Here is a 22,346-nt window from a genome sequence, read left to right as displayed (position 1 = left end):
TGCCCAATTTTTAACGAATCATTGGGAAGGACTTAACGAAACGACCTCCCCCGCTCCGGTCCTCTCGCCCCTCCGGAGAGAGGGTCAGGGTGAGGGGCAAACTAGGTTCGCGCATCTCTGTACACATCGAGCCTGTCTACAGTCCGGGTGATACCGACCTTCAAATCGGTATCGCCAAAGCCAACAGGAAGCCATTGCACACCGTTAGAACTGTCTGGAACGTAACCATACAATTCAAGCCACATGCCATGGCTTCTTGTGGCCGCATTTCCTTTCAAGGTACCATAAAACGCCGAGGTGAAGCGCATGTCGAGGAGGACAACGGCATGGCACGGGGCACAAGGGCCGACCATTCTTTTGCTCCTGCGCACGAAAAAAGCCACGGCGATGATCGCACCGTGGCTTTCGTTCTGTTTCGACAATCGGCGCCGGTGACTAGCGAACGACGCGAAGATTCACTTCGGAATCGGCCGTCCCAGGTACACCACCAGCAGGAACCTGGCCGCGATTAGCAGGGCCAGTCGCTCCCGGAATAGGCTGCGTGACGTTGGCCGTTGGCGTGCTCAAAGATTGAACACCGCCGGCTCCTTGGTTCAGGACACTTTGCAGCAGTTCTTCCAAACGTTCGCCACGTGGATTGATTTCCACAACCGTTCCGTCAGGACCCACGAAAACCAAAAACGGCAACGCTTCGACACCACAGCGTTGAGCGTTGGGGTCTTTGAAACCGGTGTTGTCAGGGTCGGCGCTCACGACAGTCGGCCATGGCAACGAGTTGCTTTGGAAGAACGCACTACGAGCACGGGGATCGTCATCCAAGTTGATGCTGACCACCTCGAAGCCCTTGGCGCGGTACTTCTGATAGACCTGTTTGATGTTCTCCATCTCTTCGATGCAGATCGGACACCAAGTCGCCCAGAAGTCGACCAGAACCCACTTGCCTTTGTATTGGCTCCAATCGAACGGGGTCCCGTTCATGTTGTTGCCTTCGACGACGAATGGCTTCGCGATCAGCCCGGTTCGCTTTTCAGCATTTTTGACCGAGATATTGACCGATTCGACCACTTGGGGATCAGGGTGATTCCCATAGAATTCCAGCATCAGGTTGGCCAGCTTACGAGCCAGCTGCATCTTGCGGTAATCTTCCATCTGCATTTCGATGGTCGACAACATTTGCAGCGGTTCCAAGTCGTCCTTCGGCTTCGTAGCAATCCACGCACGAATGGCGGCAACCAACTGATCCTCCGATGCTTCGTCGCCATTGGCGGCGGCCATCATCGTGCCGAGAATCTTGTACTGCATGATCATGTCGTCCAGCTCTTTGGCACGCTCGGCCAGCTTCTCATCCTTGGCCCCAGTGAAGGAGTTCTTCATGTTGGTCAGGATGGTGACCGCTTCGTTGGTATGCCCCATACGAGCAAACACGGTCGCCGCATTTTCAGCGACGCCAAAGTGCATGATATCGGCGTTGGGATCTTGAATGATGTACTGCGAGTCTTCCAGAACCGGCTGGAACAGCGATGGCTCGCCGGCAGCAAACTGGGCCAGCATCTGTTCAAAGAGGAACAAGCGGGCAAATCGCGAGACCTCTGGATCGTTGGAACCGGCAATATTTTGAGCGAACTGAATTCGTTCCTGGCGAATCTGGTCGGCTTGATTCGGCAGAATTTGAATCAGCATTTCATAGGCGTTGAACTTGAACTGCACAGCGTTCTTGCGTTCTTCCGAAGTCGCTCCAGGAACCGCCATCAGCTTATCGGCCGCGGTGATCACGTTGGAGTAAACCTTGGTGGCAAACTGTCGCAGTTCTTCCGGGGTGGCGTTGTCAGGAAACGGAACCGCGGTCAGGTTGTTCATGTACGTCAAAAGCTCGGTTGGCGTCCCGTTAGGAACGTTGTCCAAGTCCATCTGAGCGGCCAATTCCGCAGGCGTCATCGGCGGAGGCAGTTCTGGCTGAGCCGCGGCACCACCGGCGTTGACTTGCATGTCCGCAGCCCCTTGAGCAGGAGCCGCCGCAGCGGGTGGATTGGCTGCAGGAGCAGCGGCATTGTTGGCCGTCAACTGCGTTTGCATGGCCGGTGTTTGCATGGCCGGCTGTGAAGGGGAACTCGTTGCCGGATTGGCTGGTGTTTCCGTCCCCGTGCTCGCGGCCACTTGCGTGGTCGGTTGCGACGTACTTGGAGCGGCTGCCACGGGCGCCGAATTATTGGTTGATGGTTCGATACTGGCCGCCGGTGGACTTGCGTCGCCGCCACCACACCCAGCCAACATCAGCCCTGCCGCAGCTGCCATCGCAGCCGACCAACAACTTTTGTTCAGCAACACTTGAACTCGCATGGAACACTTCCTGATGAAATTTCTCGGATCCTTCCCGATTGCCCACGGAAAGTCGCGGCGGAATTCTAGAGGAATCGCCCAATCGACACAGCGCCGATTTCCAAGATTCTTGCTGGCACGAGCACCCCAGTGGGGGTATCCCAGGAGAGCACGTGCTCCTCGCTAGCAACGACATCGAGCAGCGTCCCGGCAAGAGGGTTCGTCCGGGGCATCTTAAACGCCATTCGTCCTGCCAAGATTAAGGACGATTCCGCTCCCCAATTTCAGAAAACGAGTGCCGTGAACCGCTGTGACACATATTCTAACGAAGTATTGTCCAAACGTACACGTTTTATGCGCGACTTATTGAAGACCCGTGCGGGCAATCAGTCCTTATCGAGCCCTTTTCCGACACGTTCGGTCCGGAAATTAGAGGCGGAGAAGCCCCGCTAAGCGTTTTGCTCGGCGCTTGGACATTCCTTCGCGATAATAGCGAGCGACTCTACCCTGACTACGAAACTGTGGCGTCATCGAATTGCCCGCTGAAAATCGTGCGGCCGCCATCCACAGGAACGCAAACCCCTGTAATGAAAGGACTTTCGACGAGAAAACGAACGGTTTGAGCCACATCGTCAGGCTCGCCCAAACGCTTCACCAACGTGGCATCGATCGCCGCCTGACGCTTCTCGTCGCTCGATCCTTCCGGCAGCAGCACCTGACCTGGGAGAACTGCGTTGACCCGGATAGCGGAATTTTTCGCCGCCAAATCAATGGCCAGGCTACGAGTTAAGGTAACAACTGCTCCCTTGCTGGCAATATAAGCCGAGAACCCATGAGCTGGTCGAACGACCGACCAGTCCGCGATATTCACAATCGCCCCGCCGGTGGTTTGCTCCTGCATCCGAAGAGCAACCCAGCGACTGCAATTGAGGACCGAAAACGTGTTGACCTGAAACTGCTTCTCGATGTCGTCGGTCGACAATTCATCGAGGGGGGTTGGGCTGAAAATCGAGGCCGAATTCACCAAGACGTCGATTCGGCCAAAGTAAAAGTGGACTTTATCGACCATCGACTTGATCGAGTCTTCGTCGGTAAGCTCCGCTTGAAACGCCTGGGCTTCGACGCCGCGACCGTTGAGCTCTTGGGCGAACGCTTTGGCTTCGTCCATCGAAGAGTTCGCGTGAACGGCAATGCGGTAACCAGCGTCGGCGAGATGCTCGGCGATGACACGTCCGACACGCTTCGCACTGCCGGTAATCAGAGCGACCGGTTGGACGTCGCCGAAGGTTCGTTGCTTGGCAGACTTCATGGGGCGATCACCTTGGCTTCAGGATCGGCAGCGTGGAACTTTTGAATGATGTCCCAAGCCTCCGTCGGCGAGTCGGCGAAGCTTAACAGTTCGAGGTGTTCATCGCGAATGACTGCTTCGTCGGCGAGGTAATCGAAGTTGATCGCCTGTTTCCAGTACTCTGTGCCGTACAGAATGATGGGGATGGCCTGCATCCGATCGGTTTGACGGAGCGTTAGAGCATCGAACAGCTCGTCAAACGTCCCGAACCCACCGGGGAAGACGACGAGTGCCTTGGCTCGCATCAGGAAGTGCATCTTCCGCATTGCGAAGTAATGGAACATGAAGCAGAGATCAGGCGTGATATAAGGATTCGGGTGCTGCTCTTCGGGGAGCGTGATGTTGAGCCCGATCGTCGGTGCTCCGACATCGTACGCTCCGCGATTTCCCGCTTCCATGATGCCGGGTCCGCCCCCGGTGACAACGACATAGTCGTAGCGATCGTTGTTGTACGAATGCTGCGACACCAACGCGGCGAACGCCCTCGCTTCGTCGTAGTATTTGGATTTCGCAAGCTGTCGTTCGGCTCGATGGATGGCTCGTTGAATCTGCGGTCGATCCCCTTCTTCATCCCGTTGTTTTTTGAGTTTGTCGAGTCGCTCTTGAGCCTGCGACTCTTCGACAATTTGCGTGCCGCCAAACAAGATGATCGTCGAGTTAATCTTCTTGCGACGCAGATAGAGGTCCGGCTTGGTGTACTCTAACTGCATCCGCAAGCCACGCATCGCTTCGCTTTGCAGAAAGTCGGTGTCGAGCTCCGGCAACACATAGCTCGGAGAATTCATGATTTGTTCGAGGTTTTGTTCTTCATGTTGATCCATCACGCTTGCTCCTCTAGTTCAAACGACTCACCCATCCGTGGAATGATTGTGCGGAAACCCAACCGTTGCCGCATCAAGCCTGATAACACGGAAGCACTTTCTGGCTCGCCATGCGTCAGGAAAACAAGTTTCGGCTTGGGTAATCCCGAAACCCACTGCATCAGTTCACTTTGACCTGCGTGCCCACTCAGCCCTGAGATCGATTCCAAATGAGCATTGACCGGCACATCACGTTTATGAATTCGGACGGTCTTTTCACCTTCCTGCATTCTGCGTCCCAGGGTGCCAGCCGCCATGAAACCACCCGCAAGAACCGTGTTCTGCGGCCACGGCAGACGTTGTCGAAGGTGAAACAGAATTCGACCACCGGTCATCATCCCAGACGATGCAATGATCACCGCTGGACCTTTGATTTTGTTGAGTTCTTTCGACTCTTTCGAGCTTCGCACCATGTGTACGTTCGGCGCGTTCAACACGCTGTCTCGACCATCCAAGCGGCCTTCGGCCAAGTCGTGGTCTTCCGAAAAATCGCGAAAGATCTCGGTCGCGTCGACCGCCATCGGGCTATCAAGATAAATCGGGATCTCTGGAATCCGCTTGTCGTGCATCAACACTTGCAGCAGATAGATCAGCTGTTGCGCACGTCCCACTGCGAAGGACGCCATAAGAATCACGCCGCCACGCTCGATCGCATCGTTCATGGCCATTTCCAACGAATCCAAGACGTTTCCGTCAGGGTGATCCCGATTACCGTACGTGCTTTCACAAATCAAAAAGTCGCACCGCGGCGGGTCGTGAGGATCGTGGTAAAGCGGAGCATCGTATCGCCCTACGTCACCGGAAAAGAGCAATCGCAGCGGCGGGTCTTGGTTGCGAACTTCGACCTCGATCATATTCGATCCAAGCAAGTGTCCTGCGTCGTGAAAGCGATACCAGATCGGTCCAGCTGCCTGATGCCACTGGGAGCGAGGCTTTGCTTTGAGCTGCTGGATTGCCTTGCGAGCGTCTTTCGGATCGTACAGAGGAAGGGCCGGCTTATGGCTCGAAATCCCTTTGTAATTGAAGTACTCCGCGTCACGCTCTTGGTTTTCCGCCGAATCCAACAGCAGCAGTTCAGCCAGACGCTTCGTGCCCGGCGTGCAAAGAATAGGACCGTGATAGCCATCCTTCACGATCCGCGGCAGATAGCCAGTATGATCGATATGGGCATGCGTCAAGATGATGCGGTCGAGCGAGTCAGCGGTGAACGGCAATGGATCCCAGTTTCGCTTACGCAGTTCTTTCAGTCCCTGAAACAAACCGCAGTCGATCAGGACTTTCGTCCCGTCCGCTTCCAGAAGATACTTGGATCCGGTGACTGTTTCCGCCGCCCCGTGAAACGTCAATCGCGTCATTCGACTACCTTGTGCGTCTGAGTTGCCTGACTTCCTAACCCTTTAATCTGAACCACTCACGCCCGGTTTACAATGGGCCTGACATTTCAAGGATTGCCCTGCGATGTTCCGCGACAAGGACTACCTGCTGACGAAGGACGGCCTGATCTTCAATGTTCTGGGAGATCAACACGAGGGTGGCCACGTGACCGCCGGGCTCAAATATACGAAAGAAGGTAAGTGGATCGATAGCTATCGGGATGCCACCCATTACTTACGCGACCACTATCCAGCCTACGTCAAAGAGAAAATTGTCGTGCCGCTGGACCAAATTGAAAAACACCTGAAACCGTTGCAGCGTACACGACAGTTATTGAATTCAACTGAAGAACTTGCTCCACGTCATCGCATTGCCCTCGAACTGATCGACGTACTGGCCGAGTGTTGTCGCATTCCACCGTTTGAAGTCGGAATTACCGATTCACTTCTTTGGGGCGAAGGCAATCCTCAGTCTGATATCGACTTAGTTCTTTACGGCAGCGAGGTAATAAGCGATTTTCAATTGAAATCGAAGGAGCTCTTCCAGTTTGACGATCTTGAACCGATCGATCCCTCGTTCGTTCAAAGACCTCCCGATGTCGACGATGCCACGTTCGAGACGATGCTTAAGCGGAAAGCGAACCAAGGCTATTTTCGAGGAACACGCTTTAGCATTCGCGGAGCATTGACCGACGAAGAGGTGCTGTGGAGTTCCGAACGACGCGAACCGTTCCAGCCGGTCGAATCGCAGCGGAGAGAATTAGAAATCGGCAATTGCGACGACAGTCTCCTCTTTCCGGTCCAGTATGAAACCAGCGAAGGCTTGCCACTGGTTTCGTATCACATTGGGTACGAAATGAGTTTTCAACCGGGAGACAAAGTGGAAGTCGCAGGAACGTTGGAACGCTCTGGTGACGATCAGCGACTGCTCGTCGGATCGATTCGTGGCGAACAGGAGTCGATCCGCTTGGTGAGGTAATCGGACGTCATCGTCTCAAGGTTTCGAAGTGACTTCGCTCGAATCTTGAATCCAGTTGCGAAGCTCGCGGTAGTTGGTTTTGCCGGTACCAAGGACAGGGATCGCTTCGACCTGACGAACTTCATCGAGACGCATAATACCTTGGAAGCCAGCCGATTTTAAAGTTTCGTTTGCTTCCCGCAGTGTTATTTCCTGCGTAGTAAACAGCACGATGCAGCGGCCTCCTTCCTGCTCGATTCCTTCGACAGCGACTTTAGGGCCCTCCTCGTCGGCCGGAAATTTTTCGGCCAACGGAGATTCCAAGGCCGGCAAGCTGACCATTTCGCCACCGATCTTGAGGAAGCGTTTCATGCGTCCGCGAAACTGTATGAAACCATCTTTATCCTTGGCGACAAGATCGCCCGAGTTGTACCACTGGTGACTGTTCACCTCGATAAATGGTTGCGGTTTGTCATGCTTGTAGTATCCACTGAACACCGAATCGCCTCGAATCAGCAGTAGGCCTGTTTCCCCTTGGGGCAACGGTTCGAACGACTCAGGGTGTACGACCAACGTATCCACGCAACCGATCGGCAGGCCAATAGTTCCAGGCTTATTTCGACCAGGTCGATTACCAGAGACAACCGGACTGCATTCGGTAATACCGTACCCTTCCAGCAATGCCAAGTCAGGTAAGATTTTCATGGTCTGCTCGTACAAGGCAGTCGGGCATTTTTCTGCTCCGACAAGGACCAATCGCAACGATTCCAACTCGCCAGGTTCACTGCTGCTGACGATGTACTGCAGGAACGTAGGCGTCGCGAACATGAGCGTTGGCTTATAGGCCGCAATGACGCGTGCCAACATTCGTGAGTCTGTCGGATCGGCGTGATGTACGACACGAATTCCAGTTAACAGCGGCATCAACGCAGTCGCCGTTAAGCCGAAGCTATGAAACGGAGGCAGGAACCCTAGCAGTGTATCGCTGCGGTGGAAATCCATGTGGTCGATTCCGCCACGGATGTTAGCAATCAAATTTCGATGCGAGAGTGGCACTGCTTTGGGCAGGCTTTCCGAGCCGGACGTAAAAAGCACAACGGCGGGGTCATCCACGTTCGGCTGAGGTAATCCTTTCAAGAATGCGTTGGGAGCAATGTAGGTGGCAGCAAGTGTCTTGAGTTTTTCGAAGGTCGAAATCTCTTCTCGAACGTCTTCGAGATAGAACATTTCGACACCTTCCAGCTCGACGCCAAGACGATCGAGAAAGCGTCGCGATGTGATTACGCGTTTGACTTCCAGCTTCTTCGTGGCATGCTTGAGCCCGGCCGGTCCTGTTGTCCAGTTGAGCATGACAGGCAGCTTGCCCGCGATCAAAGACGCTAACAACGCCGAGTCTGCGGCGACGGAAGCAGGCAGCATAATACCGACCGAATCTCCTTCCAGCTTGGAAATCCGCTTAGACAGCAGCGTTGCGCCGATGAGCAGTTTGCGATAATTCAAGCAGCCAGAAAGCTGATCTGCCACTGCTGGATTGTTCGCACTTTTTAATGCCCGGCGAACGAATGCTTCGGCGACCGTTTCGGCCAAGACCTCGGGATGGTCGGAATCGGCTTTGCGTGTATCGTCCCAGTTCTCGGGAACCTCCAGCGGCTTTTCATCGACAGATGCCTTACCGGCGGCCAAAAGACAAAGCTCGCCGATGCTCGCAGGAACATGGTCACTACGAAATCCAAAATGGCGTTCCAATTCCAGGGCTAGATCCATCCGCTCGAGACTATCCAGGCCGATCAGATCGAGAGTGGTTCCTGGAGATTTCTCATTCTCGTCCAACGGCCGATCGAGGCGATGTTCGAGGATTTCGTAGACATCACGGATTACCTGGTCAGGGATTTCGCTTACGTCGACGTCGACTTGCGTCTTCACTGCGTCAAAATCAAAGTCGCTAGGTCCAAAGAGATGACTGTATGGAACGTACCTGGCCGTCTCTCCACCATCGGCGTTGTAAAACGATTCCAAGTGACGATTGAGTGCCGACTTACTTTCCATCGGAAGCGAGTCGCGATCGAGAGGCACGACTTCGAGTGTGACTTTTCGTTTTGGCAGAAAGAATACGAGTCCTGCAATAATCCACATCAACGAAGCCAACGCGTTCTTACCGAGCGTCGGCACGTCCCCTTCCTGGGCACAGCCAAATCGGCTTCCCCATAAACCTCGAGTTCGGACGAGGACGACGTTAACGTTTTCTACGCGCTCGAGCAGTTCGTAGGCAATCCGTGTTCCACCGACGACTTCGTATCCTTGCCGTTGAAGACGTCCGCTCGGGTAGATCAGGAAGTTTTGCCCTTGCTTCAATTCCCCGGCCACCTGGTCGATTAGTTCCGTCGTCTTCGCATGGGCATCACGACTGTGCGACTGAAGATTCGGCACCTCGTAGGCGTCGATGATCTTCATGATCGGATAGAAAAGCCAGCTTCGGTAGGTATCGGTGAAAACCAACGGTCTGAGCGATTTCCCGAACCGCAGGTGGCTGAGCACAATCGGAGGATCGACATAGGCTGGATGGTTAGGCCAAACCAAGATAGGGCCATCCAGGGCTTCTAGCTTCTCGAGTCCTTTTACTTCGACCTGATAACGACGGTGCAAAAGTCGTCGCAGGCAAAAATAGAGAAGCGATTGAATCCATTTTCCCATAACAGCTGAACCTTCGAATTCGTAGAAACGTGGGTATCGTCTACGTTTAACGCGTCATAGGACGCGATGGGGGACAATCTTGAGGCATTGCGAACCCTCTCTGGCCGTCAATTTATTCGGTATTGTGCGCAACTTCAAAGATCGATGTGACGAATCGCGGCTTCGATTTTGGCCCTCTGCGCCTTATGATATGTAATGGATTCATCCCCGATCCCTTCGTTTTTGTCGTCTGTCAGAAACTAAATTAACATGGCATTGCCTCAAGACCGGCTGGAACTGAACGTCATCGACTCCCACACGGGGGGTGAACCGACACGTACTATTATCGGCGGTGCACCTGAACTTTCCGCAGGTTCGATTGCGGATCAAATTCAGGAACTGAAAACAGAGCACGACTGGATACGAACGGCACTGACGCACGAACCTCGCGGGTACGAGGCCATGGTCGGGGCATTGCTCTTGCCACCTCAAAATCCTGAAGCGGTTGCCCGTGTGATTTATTTTAACAATGTCGGCTACCTCGGCATGTGCGGCCACGGCACCATTGGGGTTGGTGCAACGTTGTCTTACCTCGGCAAAATCTCTCCTGGCGAACACCTTTTGGAAACGATTGCCGGAAACGTTGTTTTCACGCTGCACGAAGACAATCGAGTCTCATTCGTTAACGTCCCCAGCTATCGTTACCGGACGGCTGTCCCCGTAGAAACAAAATCGTTTGGTACGGTGACCGGCGATATTGCATTCGGCGGCAACTGGTTCTATTTGTGTGCCGATCATGGGCTAGAGATTTCGATGGAAAATCTCGACCAGCTCGATCGCTGTTGCCGTGAGATTCGCAATGCGATCGATGAATGCGGAATCGCAGGGGAGAATGGTGGCGTGATTGACCATGTCGAACTATTCGGTCCCCCACGTCGCGAAGATGCTCATTCAGCGAACTACGTCGACTGTCCTGGCGGTGAATATGATCGTTCGCCTTGCGGTACAGGAACAAGTGCCAAGCTTGCCTGCCTGGCTGCGGCCGGAAAACTGTCCCCTGGAGACACATGGGGGCAAGAGTCCGTCACTGGTAGTCTCTTCGAAGGCGCTTACTCCTGGCAGGGAGATCACATTTTACCTCGTATTATGGGCGAGGCGTTTGTTACTGCCGAAACGAAAGTGATCATCGACCCCAATGATCCGCTGACATTTGGATTCAGTCAGCAAAAGAAAACCCCCGCACCGTCTCACTGAAAGAAATCACACGTTGTCTCACTCCACGATTGTTGTCGGCGGCGGAGTCGTCGGAACAGCCACTGCATACTATCTAGCGAAAGCTGGACACTCCGTCACGATCGTCGATCAAGGACGACATGGTGGAGCTTGTTCACATGCGAATTGCGGCTACGTTTCGCCTAGCCATGCTCCTCCGATTGCCCAGCCTGGATTAATCGGCCCAACGATGGCGTCCATGCTGAGTAGCAACTCGCCCTTTTACATTCGCCCGCGAGTTTCTCCGGCGCTGTGGAGTTTTCTGATTCGGTTTTGGTGGAACTGCAATGAAAAGCAGATGAAGAAAGCCGCCCAAGGTAAACATGCCTTGCTTCAATCTTCCAGACAGTTGTACCAAGAGCTCATTGAGGGTGATCAACTTGATTGCAACTGGGAAAAACGGGGGCTCATGTTTGTTTTCCGTGACAAACATCATTTTGATGACTTCGGAAAAACCAATGACTGGCTCACCCAGGAATTAAACCTTCCTGCAACTCCCTACGCCCAGGGAGACCTGCAGAAACTGGAACCTGCGTTAAAGGATCATATTGCCGGAGCCTGGCACTACCCCAACGATGCCCATTTGCGTCCAGACAAGTTGCTCCGATCTTGGCGCACCATTTTGGAACGCTTGAACGTAACGTTTCTGGAGCAGCACAAAGTTACCGAGTTCGTCGGCGAAGGGGAGCGTCTTAAGGCGATTCAATGTGGTAACGAGACGCTGGAGGCCGATCGTTACGTGGTCGCTACCGGTGCATGGAGTCCTGCATTCAATCAGAAACTAGGTTGCACGCTCCGCATTCAACCAGGCAAAGGCTATTCAATCACCATGGCACGCCCTGCAATTTGCCCTAAGATTCCGATGCTACTGGAAGAACGCCATGTTGGGGTCACGCCATTTGACGATGGCTATCGCCTAGGTTCAACCATGGAGTTTGGTGGCTATGACACTCGCGTCAACCAGAAACGGCTTGTGCTGTTAAAGAAGGGCGCGTCCGACTACCTGCGAGAGCCCTTCACCGAAGAGACCCACGAAGAATGGTACGGCTGGCGGCCAATGACACCGGACGATCTGCCGTACATCGATTTCTCTCCCAAGTATGCCAACGTTCTCATCGCCGCAGGCCACAGCATGCTAGGCCTTTCGATGGGAACGGCGACCGGCAAGTTGGCCTGGGAACTACTCGATAAGCTCGATCCGCATATCGACCCTCGGCCATATCGTTTGCGATAAAATTGACGCGTCGATTCCGCTAGATCAAAATAACGACCTGGAAACTCTTCCGGTAACTACTCGATTCTCCTGCCAGAGAGCCGCTCATCATGCGAAGTTTTGCAATCCTGCTTGTTGCGTTGACTGTTTCGCTTAGTTCGCACGCCGCGTCCGCTGCGGAACAGCGTCCGAACTTTGTTTTCTTCCTGGTCGACGACCTCGGCTGGACCGACTTGGGGTGCTATGGCAGCTCGTTTTACGAAACGCCCAACGTCGACAAGCTGGCCAAAAGCGGCATGATGTTTACCGATGCCTACGCCGCTTGCCAGGTCTGTTCGCCAACACGAGCCAGTATTTTAACGGGACGCTATCCAACGCGAACGGGAATCACAGACTTCATCGGTGCCGCTCAGCCTGATCGTTGGAAACGCAAGACAAAGATGCTTCCAGCACCTTACGAGATGCAACTTGCTCATGATGAAGTAACCCTCGCAGAAATCTTAAAAGAGAACGGATACGCGACGTTCTTTGCTGGCAAATGGCACTTAGGGGGAGAGGCCCATTGGCCTGAGCACCAAGGCTTTGACGTCAACCAAGGGGGCATCGATCGTGGAGGCCCTTATGGTGGCAAAAAATACTTTTCACCCTACGGCAACCCACGCTTAGAAGATGGTCCAGCCGGCGAACACTTGCCAGATCGCCTGGCAACGGAAACGGTCAAGTTCATGACTGAGCACAAAGACGAGCCATTCCTGGCCTATCTTTCGTTCTATTCCGTACACACTCCCCTGATCTCGCGTGAGGACCTCAAACAGAAGTATCAGAAGAAGAAGGAAACCATCAAGCATGGTGAGATCTGGGGACAAGAAGGAGAACGCAAAGTTCGACTGGTCCAAGAGCATGCTGTTTATGCCGGCATGGTCGATGCCATGGATCAAGCGGTCGGCAAGGTACTTAAAGGAGTCGATGATCTGGGACTGACAGACAACACCGTCGTCATGTTCATGTCAGACAACGGTGGCCTGTCTACCTCGGAAGGGCATCCTACGAGCAATTTGCCTCTGCGGGGCGGCAAAGGTTGGATCTACGAAGGTGGCATTCGCGAACCAATGATCGTCCGCTGGCCTGGCGTAACAAAAGCGAACAGTTCCTCAGATCAGTATGTCAGTAGCGTTGACTTCTTCCCCACCATTTTGCAGATTGCGGGCATCGAATTGCCATCAGACGTTACCCTCGACGGCATGAGCTTTGCCCCTGTCCTGGAGGGAAAAGAGATCGATCGGGGTGCCATCTATTGGCACTATCCCCACTATGGCAACCAAGGCGGATCGCCTTCGGCTGCCATTCGGGAAGGGGACTGGAAATTGATCGAGTTCTATGAAAATGGGCGTCTCGAACTTTACAATCTGGCCGACGACTTGAGCGAAGAGAACAACCTCGTTGAAAAGAAACCGGACGTCGCTGAGAAGCTTCACGCCGAGCTCAAAGCATGGCGTGAAGAAACCGGCGCGAAAATGCCAACGCACCGGCCCGGTGCCTAAGCTGGGGGTTGCTTTAGGTCGCTCTGCCACTGGATCAGCTTTTGAAACGCATCCAGTGGCGTCATGCCGCTAAGATCAGCTTGACGAATTTCTTCCACGACAGGATGTTCGCTGGGTCCGAACAGCGTTAACTGCAAGTCTGACTTGGGGTGGCGATCCTTCTTCGGTCGAATTTTGGATTGCCCTTCCAAGTCAAGATGCTCTTGCTCTAACTGAGCAAGGATTTGCTTTGCGCGTTCGTTGACATCGTTCGGAATACCTGCCAAACGGGCAACGTAAATCCCGTAGCTTTTATCAGCAGCTCCACTTACGATCTTGTGCAGGAAGATGATCTTATCGTCCCATTCCTTCACCGCCACGTTCAAATTGGTCACATGTTCCAGCGACTGAGACAGATCTGCGAGTTCATGGTAGTGTGTCGCGAAAAGAGTTCGACAACCGATTCGATCATGAATGTACTCGACAATCGACCAAGCTAGTGAAACACCATCGTACGTGCTGGTTCCGCGTCCGATTTCATCCAGAATCACAAGACTCTTGTCGGTGGCGGTATTCAAGATCCGAGCGGTCTCGGTCATTTCCACCATAAACGTACTTTGTCCGCGCGATAGCTCGTCACTTGCACCGACTCGGGCAAACACGCGATCAACAATGCCAATACGAGCTTCTTTCGCCGGCACGAAGCTACCCATCTGGGCCATGATACTGATCAACCCGACTTGGCGAATGTATGTACTTTTACCTGCCATGTTCGGGCCGGTGATGATGGCTACAAAATCGTCCTCTTCACCTCCTAATGCCGTATCGTTTGGGATAAATGTGCCGGCGTCTTCGGTGACGTCTAGTACGGGGTGACGACCATCCACGATTGCTAACTCGTGCCCGTCATCGATCTTGGGTCGACAATAGTTTCGATCACGAGCCAAGCTTCCCAGCGAGACAAGGGCATCCAGTTGGGCCAGTGCCGATGCAGTCTGCCGCAAGCGATCTGCCGCCGATTGAACCAAATCTCGAAGCTCGGCGAACAATTCGTATTCGAGTGTTTTGGCCTTCTCGTCGGCGCTGAGGACTTTCTCTTCGTACTCTTTTAGCTCGGGCGTGATGTACCGTTCCGCATTTTTCAACGTTTGCTTACGGTGGAAGTATGTCGGGACTTTATCGCGATGCGTATTGGTGATCTCGATGTAGTAGCCAAAGACTTTGTTGAACCCGACTTTCATGTTCGGGATGCCTGACTTTTTGCTTTCTTCGGCCTGGTAATTGGCAATCCACTGCTTACCCCCGGCCGCAAGTCCTCGAAGTTCATCCAGCTTGGTATGGAAGCCATCTTGGATGTATCCGCCATCCGCGGTCGTTAAGGGACATTCCTCGACGAGCGCAGCGACAAGCTTATCGTGTACTTCAGGGCAAAGATCGATCTGGCTTTCGATCTCGCCTAACAACTTGCTCTTCCGCGAAGTGACTTTGGCTTTAATTCGGGGCAGCTTCGCCAGTGTCCGTCCAACAAAGCTCAGATCACGTGGGCTTGCTCGTCCTGTGGTAACGCGGGTGAGTAACCGCTGCAAATCATAGACGCCTGCTAAGCCTTCGCCGATCGCTTCGGACAGTGCCTGATCGTTCTTCAGTTCTTCGACGGCATCGTATCGCTGGCTAATCGGCTCGACGGACGCCAATGGGCTGGCGAGCCATTCCGCCATCAGGCGACTTCCCATCGGCGTGCGGCATCGGTCGAGAACGGAGATCAGCGTGCCGTCTCTTCGTTGATCACGAATCGTCCGTGTTAATTCAAGCGAGCGGCGTGTTGACTCATCGATTTCAACCGCGTTCGTCTGACGATAGGGGATAATCGACTGAACATGCTCCAGCGATCCACGCTGTGTTTCCTGGAGATAGTCGAGAATTGCCCCGGCAGCTCGGACGGCGAGGCGATCACCATCTTCAAACCCAAAACCATCCAGGCTTTTAACCTCGAAATGCTTGGAGAGTTTCTCGTCGGCCGACTTGCCTCCAAATGCCCAAGCGGGCCTCTGTGTGTGCAGAAATTGCCCATTCAAATGTTTGGGCAACGCATCTGTCCCTTCCGACAACAGGCACTCCGAAGGTGCAATTCGCGCCAGTTCATCAGCGAGCCGTTCTGCGAGAAACATGCCGGCCAGAAATCGCCCCGTCGACAATTCGATCCAACTAATCCCAGCCTCTTCGCCTTCGCATAATACGGCGGCCAGGTAATTACTTTCTTTCGGGCTGAGAAGCGAATCATCCGTGAGTGTTCCCGGAGAAAGAATTCGCGTAATCTCTCGCTTGACGATTCCCTTGGCCTGTTTCGGGTCTTCAACTTGATCGCAGATGCCGACGCGGTAGCCGTGCTGAATCAGTTTCGCAAGATAGGAGTCGAGCTGATGATGAGGAAACCCGGCCATAGGGGTCGCGTTCTCTCCCTTGTCGCGACTCGTCAGCGTCATGCCCAAGATTTTGGAAGCCGTAACGGCATCGTCGTTGAACAGCTCGTAAAAGTCACCCATTCGAAACAGCAGGATCGCATCGCCACAAGCACTCTTTGCTTCGTGGTACTGCTGCATCATGGGGGTCATCGCCATAGTGTCACCCTATCGTTTTCCAACCGATTCCGAACTTCGGCAAGAGACTGTTACCTATCTAGTGAAGAACGCATGCACGGTACACACCTCCACAAAATTAACATAACAGGCGAGGCTGAAGCGATGCAGGAGGGGCACTCCAGAGGGTGAAGTTTATGGTCGTGTAAAGAAACGGTGAGCGTTGTCCAAATTCGCGATAAACCAATGAACAGAACATCAAATTCGATCGTTTCGTTTATGGCTCCGTCTACACTCGTACACTGCAAGGCGGCGCTGATGTTGAGGAAACGTCACCAGGGATAGCGTGATTTCCACCCAAAGTGCCGGGGGCAACTGATGCCGGACGATCTAATCCGTTTTAAATGCAAACATTGCAAGAACACGATAAAAGCCAAACCGAAATACGCCGGCAAGAAAATCTCGTGCCCTGGCTGCCAACAGCCTATCCGGGTACCGAAGGCGGAAAATACTTCTGAATCAGACAAGTCAAAGAAATCGACAAAGCTGAGCGACAAAGATCGTGGAGATTCCACGGTCATTCTTAGAAATTCCCCAGTCGCAACCGAAGCTCAGAAACGTGAGGCTCGGAAAATGGGGATTCGTTTCAAAGACGAGATTTCGGCTCGAGAGCTTTCCGAACTGATCGAATGGGAAAAGAAGAACCGCGCTAAACGGATCAAAGCAGCCAAGAACAAGCTGGAAGCCATGCTGGCGGAGCTGACCCCCATGGAGTTCATGGAAGAGCTACTCTTGCGGCGGCTGACAGGCGTTCTGGTGCTTGTCGACGCCGACGAGCTAGGCGGAGACCTCGAAAATCTGGCTGATTGTAATGCCCAGATCTTTTCGACCGACGACGTGTCCGAAGCGATGATGCCAGCTTTTTTCCAGCACGCCATGGCTCAGCTTCACGCAGGTCAGGAAGTCCCTCACCTGCGTCGCCAATATGGAACCGACGAAGACGACTAAAGCCTATTTGGCCAGTCTAGTCGCCGGAGCCTTCTTCTTTGGCTGCCATATGGTTGTAAAGTTCAGCCATCATTTCGCTGATCTTCACCGCCATGTCGTAAGCCTCGGCGTCAAGCAAAATAGCCGGATGGCCACCGATATGCTCACTCCAAGTTGCTTCACTCATGTAGATCCGGTCGACCGCTTCATGATTTCCGAAGCTCTCAGATCCAAATTGTTCTGCGAGTTCCTCCATCGAAAGGGAGTTTTCCTCGCATGCTGCAGCCAACAATTCTTCGCGTTCGTCCATGTCCGAATGTCCTTATTCACACAAACAGCGCATAGAAAGACCCGTAACATCTTGTGAGTTACGGGTTTAGAGAAGTGGGCGATGAGGGGCTCGAACCCCCGACATCTTGCTTGTAAGGCAAGCGCTCTAGCCAACTGAGCTAATCGCCCGGGAATCTCACAATTTAACAATCGGGCTTTCGATTCGTCAACATGACCCCCTAACGATACGATTCTTTTGATTTTTTGTCATAGCGGGCCCAAATCTTCGGGTGAAAGCGTGGATCAGCTTATTTTCGTGCCCATCTCAACAAGTATCGACCGACTATAAAATGGCATCCAATGCCTGAAATCCCCGCCGACTGAGGAGTTGTCCTTGATCTACTTGAGGATCATAACGCTATCGATCCACTTGATTCTTATGAATCTCGCTTCTGTGGGGCCACTAATCGCAACATGGCTCGATGCTCGTTCAACACGCGTGAAAAGCCCTGAAATCGCCTCTGTCGGACAAAAGATCGGCTGGTGGTCGATTGCCGCCCTGATTCTGGGGATCGGCATGGGAGTGATCCAAGGGCTGCTCATATGGGCCGAGGGGACGCCGAGCTATTTTGATGCCCTGGACGGCCTCTGGCAGTCGAAAGTGACCTATGGCTTTTGGGAAATCGGCTTTTCCATCGTCTGCACGGCCGGCTTTTTAGCGTGGTGGAAGTTTGGCAAACGCGAAAGTCGATGGCAGCGATTTCTATCGCGTTTTCTGGCTATTTTGTCTGCGACGAATCTGCTGTACCACTTTCCTACGCTTTTCACCATTTTGGGGCTCATCGCTCGGGGGGAAGTGGAAGTCGAACCTCCTGTCGATTCTGGCGAGTTTCGTTCGTTACTCGTCGAAGGCCAAGTCATTTGGTTTACAATCCATTTCTGGTTTGCCTCGTTCGCAGTCAGCGGCCTGATCACGGGGCTGTTTTGTTTGCGTTCGCTATCGGAACCGCATCGAAATTCAACGGCAGGAGCAGCCTTCACAATCGCCCTGATTCCTACACTGCTTCAAATTCCTGTAGGATTTGTGCTGACAACCACCTTGAATTCCGTTCAGCAATCGCGTTTGATGGGCGGAGACCTCGTGTGTACCTTGATGTTTGTCGCGAGCTTAGGTCTGGCGTTCTGGCTGATGCATCTTTTGGCCGGACTTGCGTTTTTTGATCAGAATCGCAAGAAAGCGTTCCAGGCGTTTGCGGCACTCGGAGGTACCATTTTGCTGATGACCGCCACCATGCTTTTGAGTCGGGTTGAGTAGCCGTCGCGAACCGAGGTTCTAACTTCACACCTTGTCGCTTTTTACTCACCTAACATTGAAGTAGCTCCCATGGGATTGGAAGTCGTTGAAATTCGTGACGAGGCGACTGGCTCGTTTGCAAAAATCGTCCCAGGTTTTGGCTTCAACTGCTTTCAGTTTGTTGCCAATGTTGATGGAGAGAACGTCGACGTTCTTTGGGCTGCCGACGACTTTGTCGCTGGTACCGCACGCCCATCCAGCAGCGGCATCCCCCTGCTCTTTCCGTTCCCTGGCCGCATCAAAGGCACCAAACTAATCTGGGAAGATCGCGAGTTTACCATTCCTGAAGGAGATGGCCGCGGTAATGCAATTCATGGGTTTGTGCTCAACCGTGCATGGCGAGTCACCGAGCAAACAGCGTCGAAGATCAGTGCTGAGTTTCAAGCCTCGGAAGATGACGCCACGCTGCTAGAGCAGTGGCCAGCCGACTTCAAAATTCAAGCCAGCTACGAGATCTCCGGCAACACGTTGACGGGAAGTTATCGCGTTGAAAACCCATCGTCCAAACCGCTGCCTTTTGGCCTCGGAACGCATCCTTACTTCAATGTCCCCATCGGTGGCGATTCAGCTGATGCGTGTGAGATTGTCGTCCCCTTCACATTCTCGTGGGAATTCAAAGATCAACTCGCCAGTGGGAATCAATTCAACCGAGACTCAGATCCATTTGATCCCATGCTGTTCAAAGACACTCAGTTCGACAACGGCTTTGGTGGTCTAGAATTCGAAGATGGTATCTGCACGACATCCATTCACGATCCTAAGTCAGGGAAAACGATCGAACAACAATTCGACGACCAGTTTGATTCTGTGGTGCTATACAATCCTGGTCATCGTGAAGCGTTTTGTATTGAACCGTATACATGTATCCCTGACGCCTTCCAATTGCGTCGCCAAGGATACGATGGTGGGCTCCGGGTTTTGCCAGGGGGCGAATCGTTCGAGACGACAATTCGGATCCGAGTAAAGTAGTTCCGTCGCCTGTGAACCATAAAAAAAGCCCTGCTCATCGAGCAGGGCTTTTTTGTTTGTCATGAGATCGCTTGAAGACTAATCTTCGACTTCGACGTCGGTGCCTTCAGCAGCAGGCAACTTGCCGGCTTTGATCTTTTCGCCGAACGTATCGCCCGACTTTGACTTTTCTTCAGCAACTTTGTCGAGAGCGGCAAACAACTCTTCTTGAACCTTTTCTGGCTCTTCTTTGCGACGCTTGGTGCTGTAGTCAGACTTATCCAAAAGCTTACCAAGAGCAACACCGTACTCGTTGCGAATCTTCTTGCTCTTGCCGCCGTGGCAAAGATTGCACTTCGCTTCTTTGACAACTTCAGCCAATGCCTTTTCGGAATCGGTCGTCGGTTCCGTGATGTTGTACTTTTCGTAGAAAGCGTCTTGGAATGGCTTAATCGCAAATGCGGAAGGAGCATAGAACGAGGAGGCAGCAACGACAGCCACCAGACACAACGCGAGTTTCTTCATTAATCGTCTCTCCAAGCAAAGTATCCCCGCCGTGGCATCCAAAAGGTTTGTAACCGTCGCAGGTGGGATAGTCGACGGCGGGAAGATGGTGGTTTTGTAGACCCTAAGCTACCCTTCTAGTTAAGCTTGCCAAGATTAACGTGTCAAGCAAGCCTGATCGGGAATAATAGTTTCGCACGGAAACAACGAACTTACACGTAGATTCTTGCCAAATTTTCATCGATTCTTACGCAATCGAGACTTGATCAGTTCGATTTTCTCTAGCATTTCCGCAATCGACGCTAGCGTAGACAATCGTCAAAAACTTCTTGATCGTCGGCTAAGCAGTTCCTTCAGCCCATCGCCGAAGAGATTGAACCCGAGGATGGTTAACGAAATTGCGATCCCCGGAGCAAGTGCCGGCCATATGGTAACGTGAAGATATTCTTTCGCTTCAACCAACATGGCCCCCCACTCAGCGTGCGAAGGATCGCCGGCAATCCCCAGGAAAGAAAGTCCGGCAACTTCCAAAATTGCATGCCCAAGCCCTAACGTAGCAAGTACCCAGATGGTACCGCTCACCGCTGGTAGAAACACAAACGTAACCAGGTAAAACGGATTCGCCCCAGCGGCAATCGCGGCCTCGACATATGCCGCATGTTTCAGCGAAAGCATCTCTGCACGAATCTGTCGAGCGAAGACAGGAACATTTATCAGCGCTACCGCCATAATGACCGCCGTCCAGCCAGGCCGCAGTGCCGCAATTACTAAAAAAGCAATCAGCAAGCTTGGAAACGAAAGCCAGATATCGATCAGCCGCATGACAAACATATCGGTTCGCCCGCCACGGTACCCGGCCAATACGCCCAGTCCAACTCCGATCACTACCGCACAACTAATAGAAGTAATGCTCGCTAGGAGCGACAACCGCGATCCATGCAGCACACGCGTAAGAACATCTTTCTCATTTGAATCCGTTCCAAGCAGGTGCTTCGAACTAGGTAACTGATTTTGCCCATCACGTTGATCAGGACCGTAAGGCGCGATGACGTCCGCGAAGATGGCACTGAAAAGAAAGAGAAAAATCAAACCTCCCCCAATCCACAAACCTGGCACTTTTAGCATGCGGTGGCCAAGTGAAGGCCTAGAGGGCAGATCTACAGAAGCAGTACTCACGCTTGCCCCCGGTCACGCAAACGTGGATCGAGAAAGAGAAACAAAACATCAAGCGTCAAATTCAGCGTGACAAAAATAGCAGCCATCACCAGGGCACACGCTTGGACGACCGAGTAGTCGTAGTCGCGTATTGCATCGACAACGTAGCGTCCGAGACCGGGCCAATTAAAAACGGTTTCCGTCAGTATCGCTCCTGACAAAAGCATGCCGAATTGAAATCCGACAATATTCAACACCGATAGCGAAGCATTTGGAAACGCATGTCGCGCGATCATTCGCGTCAGGCTTGCCCCCTTGGCTCTTGCCGTTCTTAGATAGTCCGAGTCGAGTACTTCAAGCATGCTGTTTCGTGTAATTCGTGATATGACGGCCAGTGGAATTGTCGACAGGGCAATCGCAGGCAAAATCAAATGACGCGCACTCATGGCAGCCAACTGCCAGTTGCCAGTCAGCAAGGACTCGAAGAAGTAAAACTCCGTCCGTAGGTTATGAAACGTACCCGGCGGAAGACGCAGACCACTGGGCATCGCTGGAAATGCGGCGATCAGGCAAATCGCCAGAAAGAACACGGGAACGCTAACTCCCAGCAGGGCCAATGCCATAGAAATCCAATCTGGCCAAGCACCTCGCCACAAAGCAGCGAGCGTTCCGATAAAGATCCCCAACGGAATCGCCAGCATCATTGCCGCAAACGTCAGCTCAAGTGTGGCTGGAATTGCCTGACTCAATCGCGAACTGATTTTTTCGCCAGGGCGCGCAAACGATTCACCGAGATCTCCACTTCCGAGTTGCCCAACGAAGCTCAGCGTTTGCTGCCAGAGAGGTTTGTTCCAACCTCGTTCTTCCATTTCTTTTTCAATCTTTTCGGGAACCGCATGTTGTCCGAATTGGGCGATCACCGGATTGGCAGGAAGCGCGCGGACCGCCAGAAAGATGGCGATCACCGCAATAAACATGGTGACGACTGCTTGAGCAAGCCGCTTAAGAAGCATTGCCCACAC

At 53.0% G+C, this 22,346-nt stretch carries 17 protein-coding genes and 1 tRNA gene; 7 read left to right on the top strand and 11 right to left on the bottom strand.

The features are described 5' to 3' along the window. Positions 1-435: 435 nt before the first annotated feature. The 4 genes from LA756_RS26815 to LA756_RS26800 all read right to left on the bottom strand — a co-directional run bounded on the left by LA756_RS26815 (position 436) and on the right by LA756_RS26800 (position 5,879). Positions 436-2,337, bottom strand: coding sequence for a TlpA disulfide reductase family protein (locus LA756_RS26815; RefSeq protein ID WP_224437785.1), 1,902 nt, complete (start codon positions 2,335-2,337; stop codon positions 436-438). Positions 2,338-2,827: 490 nt separating this feature from the next. Continuing rightward, positions 2,828-3,625 (bottom strand): SDR family NAD(P)-dependent oxidoreductase, encoded by a 798-nt coding sequence (locus LA756_RS26810; RefSeq protein ID WP_224437784.1) that lies wholly within the window; start codon positions 3,623-3,625, stop codon positions 2,828-2,830. After that, the gene (locus LA756_RS26805) at positions 3,622-4,485 is read right to left on the bottom strand and encodes an LOG family protein (RefSeq protein ID WP_224440447.1); all 864 of its coding nucleotides are present in this window, start codon (positions 4,483-4,485) and stop codon (positions 3,622-3,624) included. The genes LA756_RS26810 and LA756_RS26805 overlap by 4 nt, the downstream gene beginning before the upstream one ends. Then, the gene (locus tag LA756_RS26800; RefSeq protein ID WP_224437783.1) at positions 4,485-5,879 is read right to left on the bottom strand and encodes an MBL fold metallo-hydrolase RNA specificity domain-containing protein; all 1,395 of its coding nucleotides are present in this window, start codon (positions 5,877-5,879) and stop codon (positions 4,485-4,487) included. Before LA756_RS26800 ends, LA756_RS26805 begins: the two co-directional genes overlap by 1 nt. A 103-nt stretch (positions 5,880-5,982) precedes the next feature. Between LA756_RS26800 and LA756_RS26795 the strand changes: the two genes are divergently transcribed. Further along, on the top strand, positions 5,983-6,876 hold the full coding sequence (locus LA756_RS26795; protein ID WP_224437782.1) for a hypothetical protein: 894 nt from the start codon (positions 5,983-5,985) through the stop codon (positions 6,874-6,876). A gap of 15 nt (positions 6,877-6,891) precedes the next feature. Here the strand turns inward: LA756_RS26795 and LA756_RS26790 are convergent, their stop codons facing one another. Next, the gene (locus tag LA756_RS26790) at positions 6,892-9,546 is read right to left on the bottom strand and encodes an AMP-binding protein (protein WP_224437781.1); all 2,655 of its coding nucleotides are present in this window, start codon (positions 9,544-9,546) and stop codon (positions 6,892-6,894) included. Positions 9,547-9,795: 249 nt separating this feature from the next. Here LA756_RS26790 and LA756_RS26785 point away from each other — a divergent pair, with 249 nt between their 5' ends. The 3 genes from LA756_RS26785 (at position 9,796) to LA756_RS26775 (ending at position 13,551) form a co-directional block, all read left to right on the top strand. After that, entirely contained in the window at positions 9,796-10,779 is a 984-nt protein-coding gene (locus LA756_RS26785) for a proline racemase family protein (RefSeq protein ID WP_224437780.1), read from the top strand. A gap of 13 nt (positions 10,780-10,792) precedes the next feature. After that, positions 10,793-12,031, top strand: coding sequence for an FAD-binding oxidoreductase (locus LA756_RS26780; protein WP_224437779.1), 1,239 nt, complete (start codon positions 10,793-10,795; stop codon positions 12,029-12,031). Between the two features lie 89 nt (positions 12,032-12,120). Next, entirely contained in the window at positions 12,121-13,551 is a 1,431-nt protein-coding gene (locus LA756_RS26775) for a sulfatase (protein ID WP_224437778.1), read from the top strand. Here LA756_RS26775 and mutS read toward each other — a convergent pair. Beyond that, positions 13,548-16,142, bottom strand: coding sequence for a DNA mismatch repair protein MutS (mutS, locus tag LA756_RS26770; protein ID WP_224440446.1), 2,595 nt, complete (start codon positions 16,140-16,142; stop codon positions 13,548-13,550). The two genes, LA756_RS26775 and mutS, sit on opposite strands and share 4 nt — an antisense overlap. A 597-nt stretch (positions 16,143-16,739) precedes the next feature. On the opposite strand from mutS, the gene LA756_RS26765 reads away from it, so the two are divergent. Further along, complete coding sequence (locus LA756_RS26765; protein ID WP_224437777.1) at positions 16,740-17,114, top strand: hypothetical protein; 375 nt, start codon at positions 16,740-16,742, stop codon at positions 17,112-17,114. Positions 17,115-17,130: 16 nt separating this feature from the next. On the opposite strand, the gene LA756_RS26760 is transcribed toward LA756_RS26765, so the two are convergent. Together LA756_RS26760 and LA756_RS26755 are read right to left on the bottom strand one after the other, a co-directional pair. Next, complete coding sequence (locus LA756_RS26760) at positions 17,131-17,403, bottom strand: hypothetical protein (RefSeq protein WP_224437776.1); 273 nt, start codon at positions 17,401-17,403, stop codon at positions 17,131-17,133. 75 nt (positions 17,404-17,478) lie between these two features. Next, positions 17,479-17,552, bottom strand: a tRNA-Val gene (locus tag LA756_RS26755). Between the two features lie 250 nt (positions 17,553-17,802). Here LA756_RS26755 and LA756_RS26750 point away from each other — a divergent pair. Both LA756_RS26750 and LA756_RS26745 read left to right on the top strand, forming a co-directional pair. Then, entirely contained in the window at positions 17,803-18,678 is an 876-nt protein-coding gene (locus tag LA756_RS26750) for a hypothetical protein (RefSeq protein WP_224437775.1), read from the top strand. Positions 18,679-18,747: 69 nt separating this feature from the next. Then, complete coding sequence (locus tag LA756_RS26745) at positions 18,748-19,686, top strand: aldose 1-epimerase (RefSeq protein ID WP_224437774.1); 939 nt, start codon at positions 18,748-18,750, stop codon at positions 19,684-19,686. A 78-nt stretch (positions 19,687-19,764) separates the two neighbouring features. Here the strand turns inward: LA756_RS26745 and LA756_RS26740 are convergent, their stop codons facing one another. The 3 genes from LA756_RS26740 to LA756_RS26730 form a co-directional block, all read right to left on the bottom strand. After that, positions 19,765-20,190, bottom strand: a complete 426-nt coding sequence (locus tag LA756_RS26740) for a hypothetical protein (protein WP_224437773.1) — start codon at positions 20,188-20,190, stop codon at positions 19,765-19,767. 297 nt (positions 20,191-20,487) lie between these two features. After that, positions 20,488-21,294, bottom strand: coding sequence for an ABC transporter permease (locus LA756_RS26735; RefSeq protein ID WP_331468575.1), 807 nt, complete (start codon positions 21,292-21,294; stop codon positions 20,488-20,490). A 47-nt stretch (positions 21,295-21,341) separates the two neighbouring features. Then, positions 21,342-22,337, bottom strand: a complete 996-nt coding sequence (locus tag LA756_RS26730; RefSeq protein WP_224440445.1) for an ABC transporter permease — start codon at positions 22,335-22,337, stop codon at positions 21,342-21,344. Between the last annotated feature and the right edge of the window lie 9 nt (positions 22,338-22,346).

Source organism: Bremerella sp. TYQ1 (assembly GCF_020150455.1).
Classification (GTDB): Bacteria; Planctomycetota; Planctomycetia; order Pirellulales; family Pirellulaceae; genus Bremerella; species Bremerella volcania_A.
Note: the sequence above shows the minus strand (reverse complement) of the source record. Positions and strands in the feature narration are given on the sequence as shown.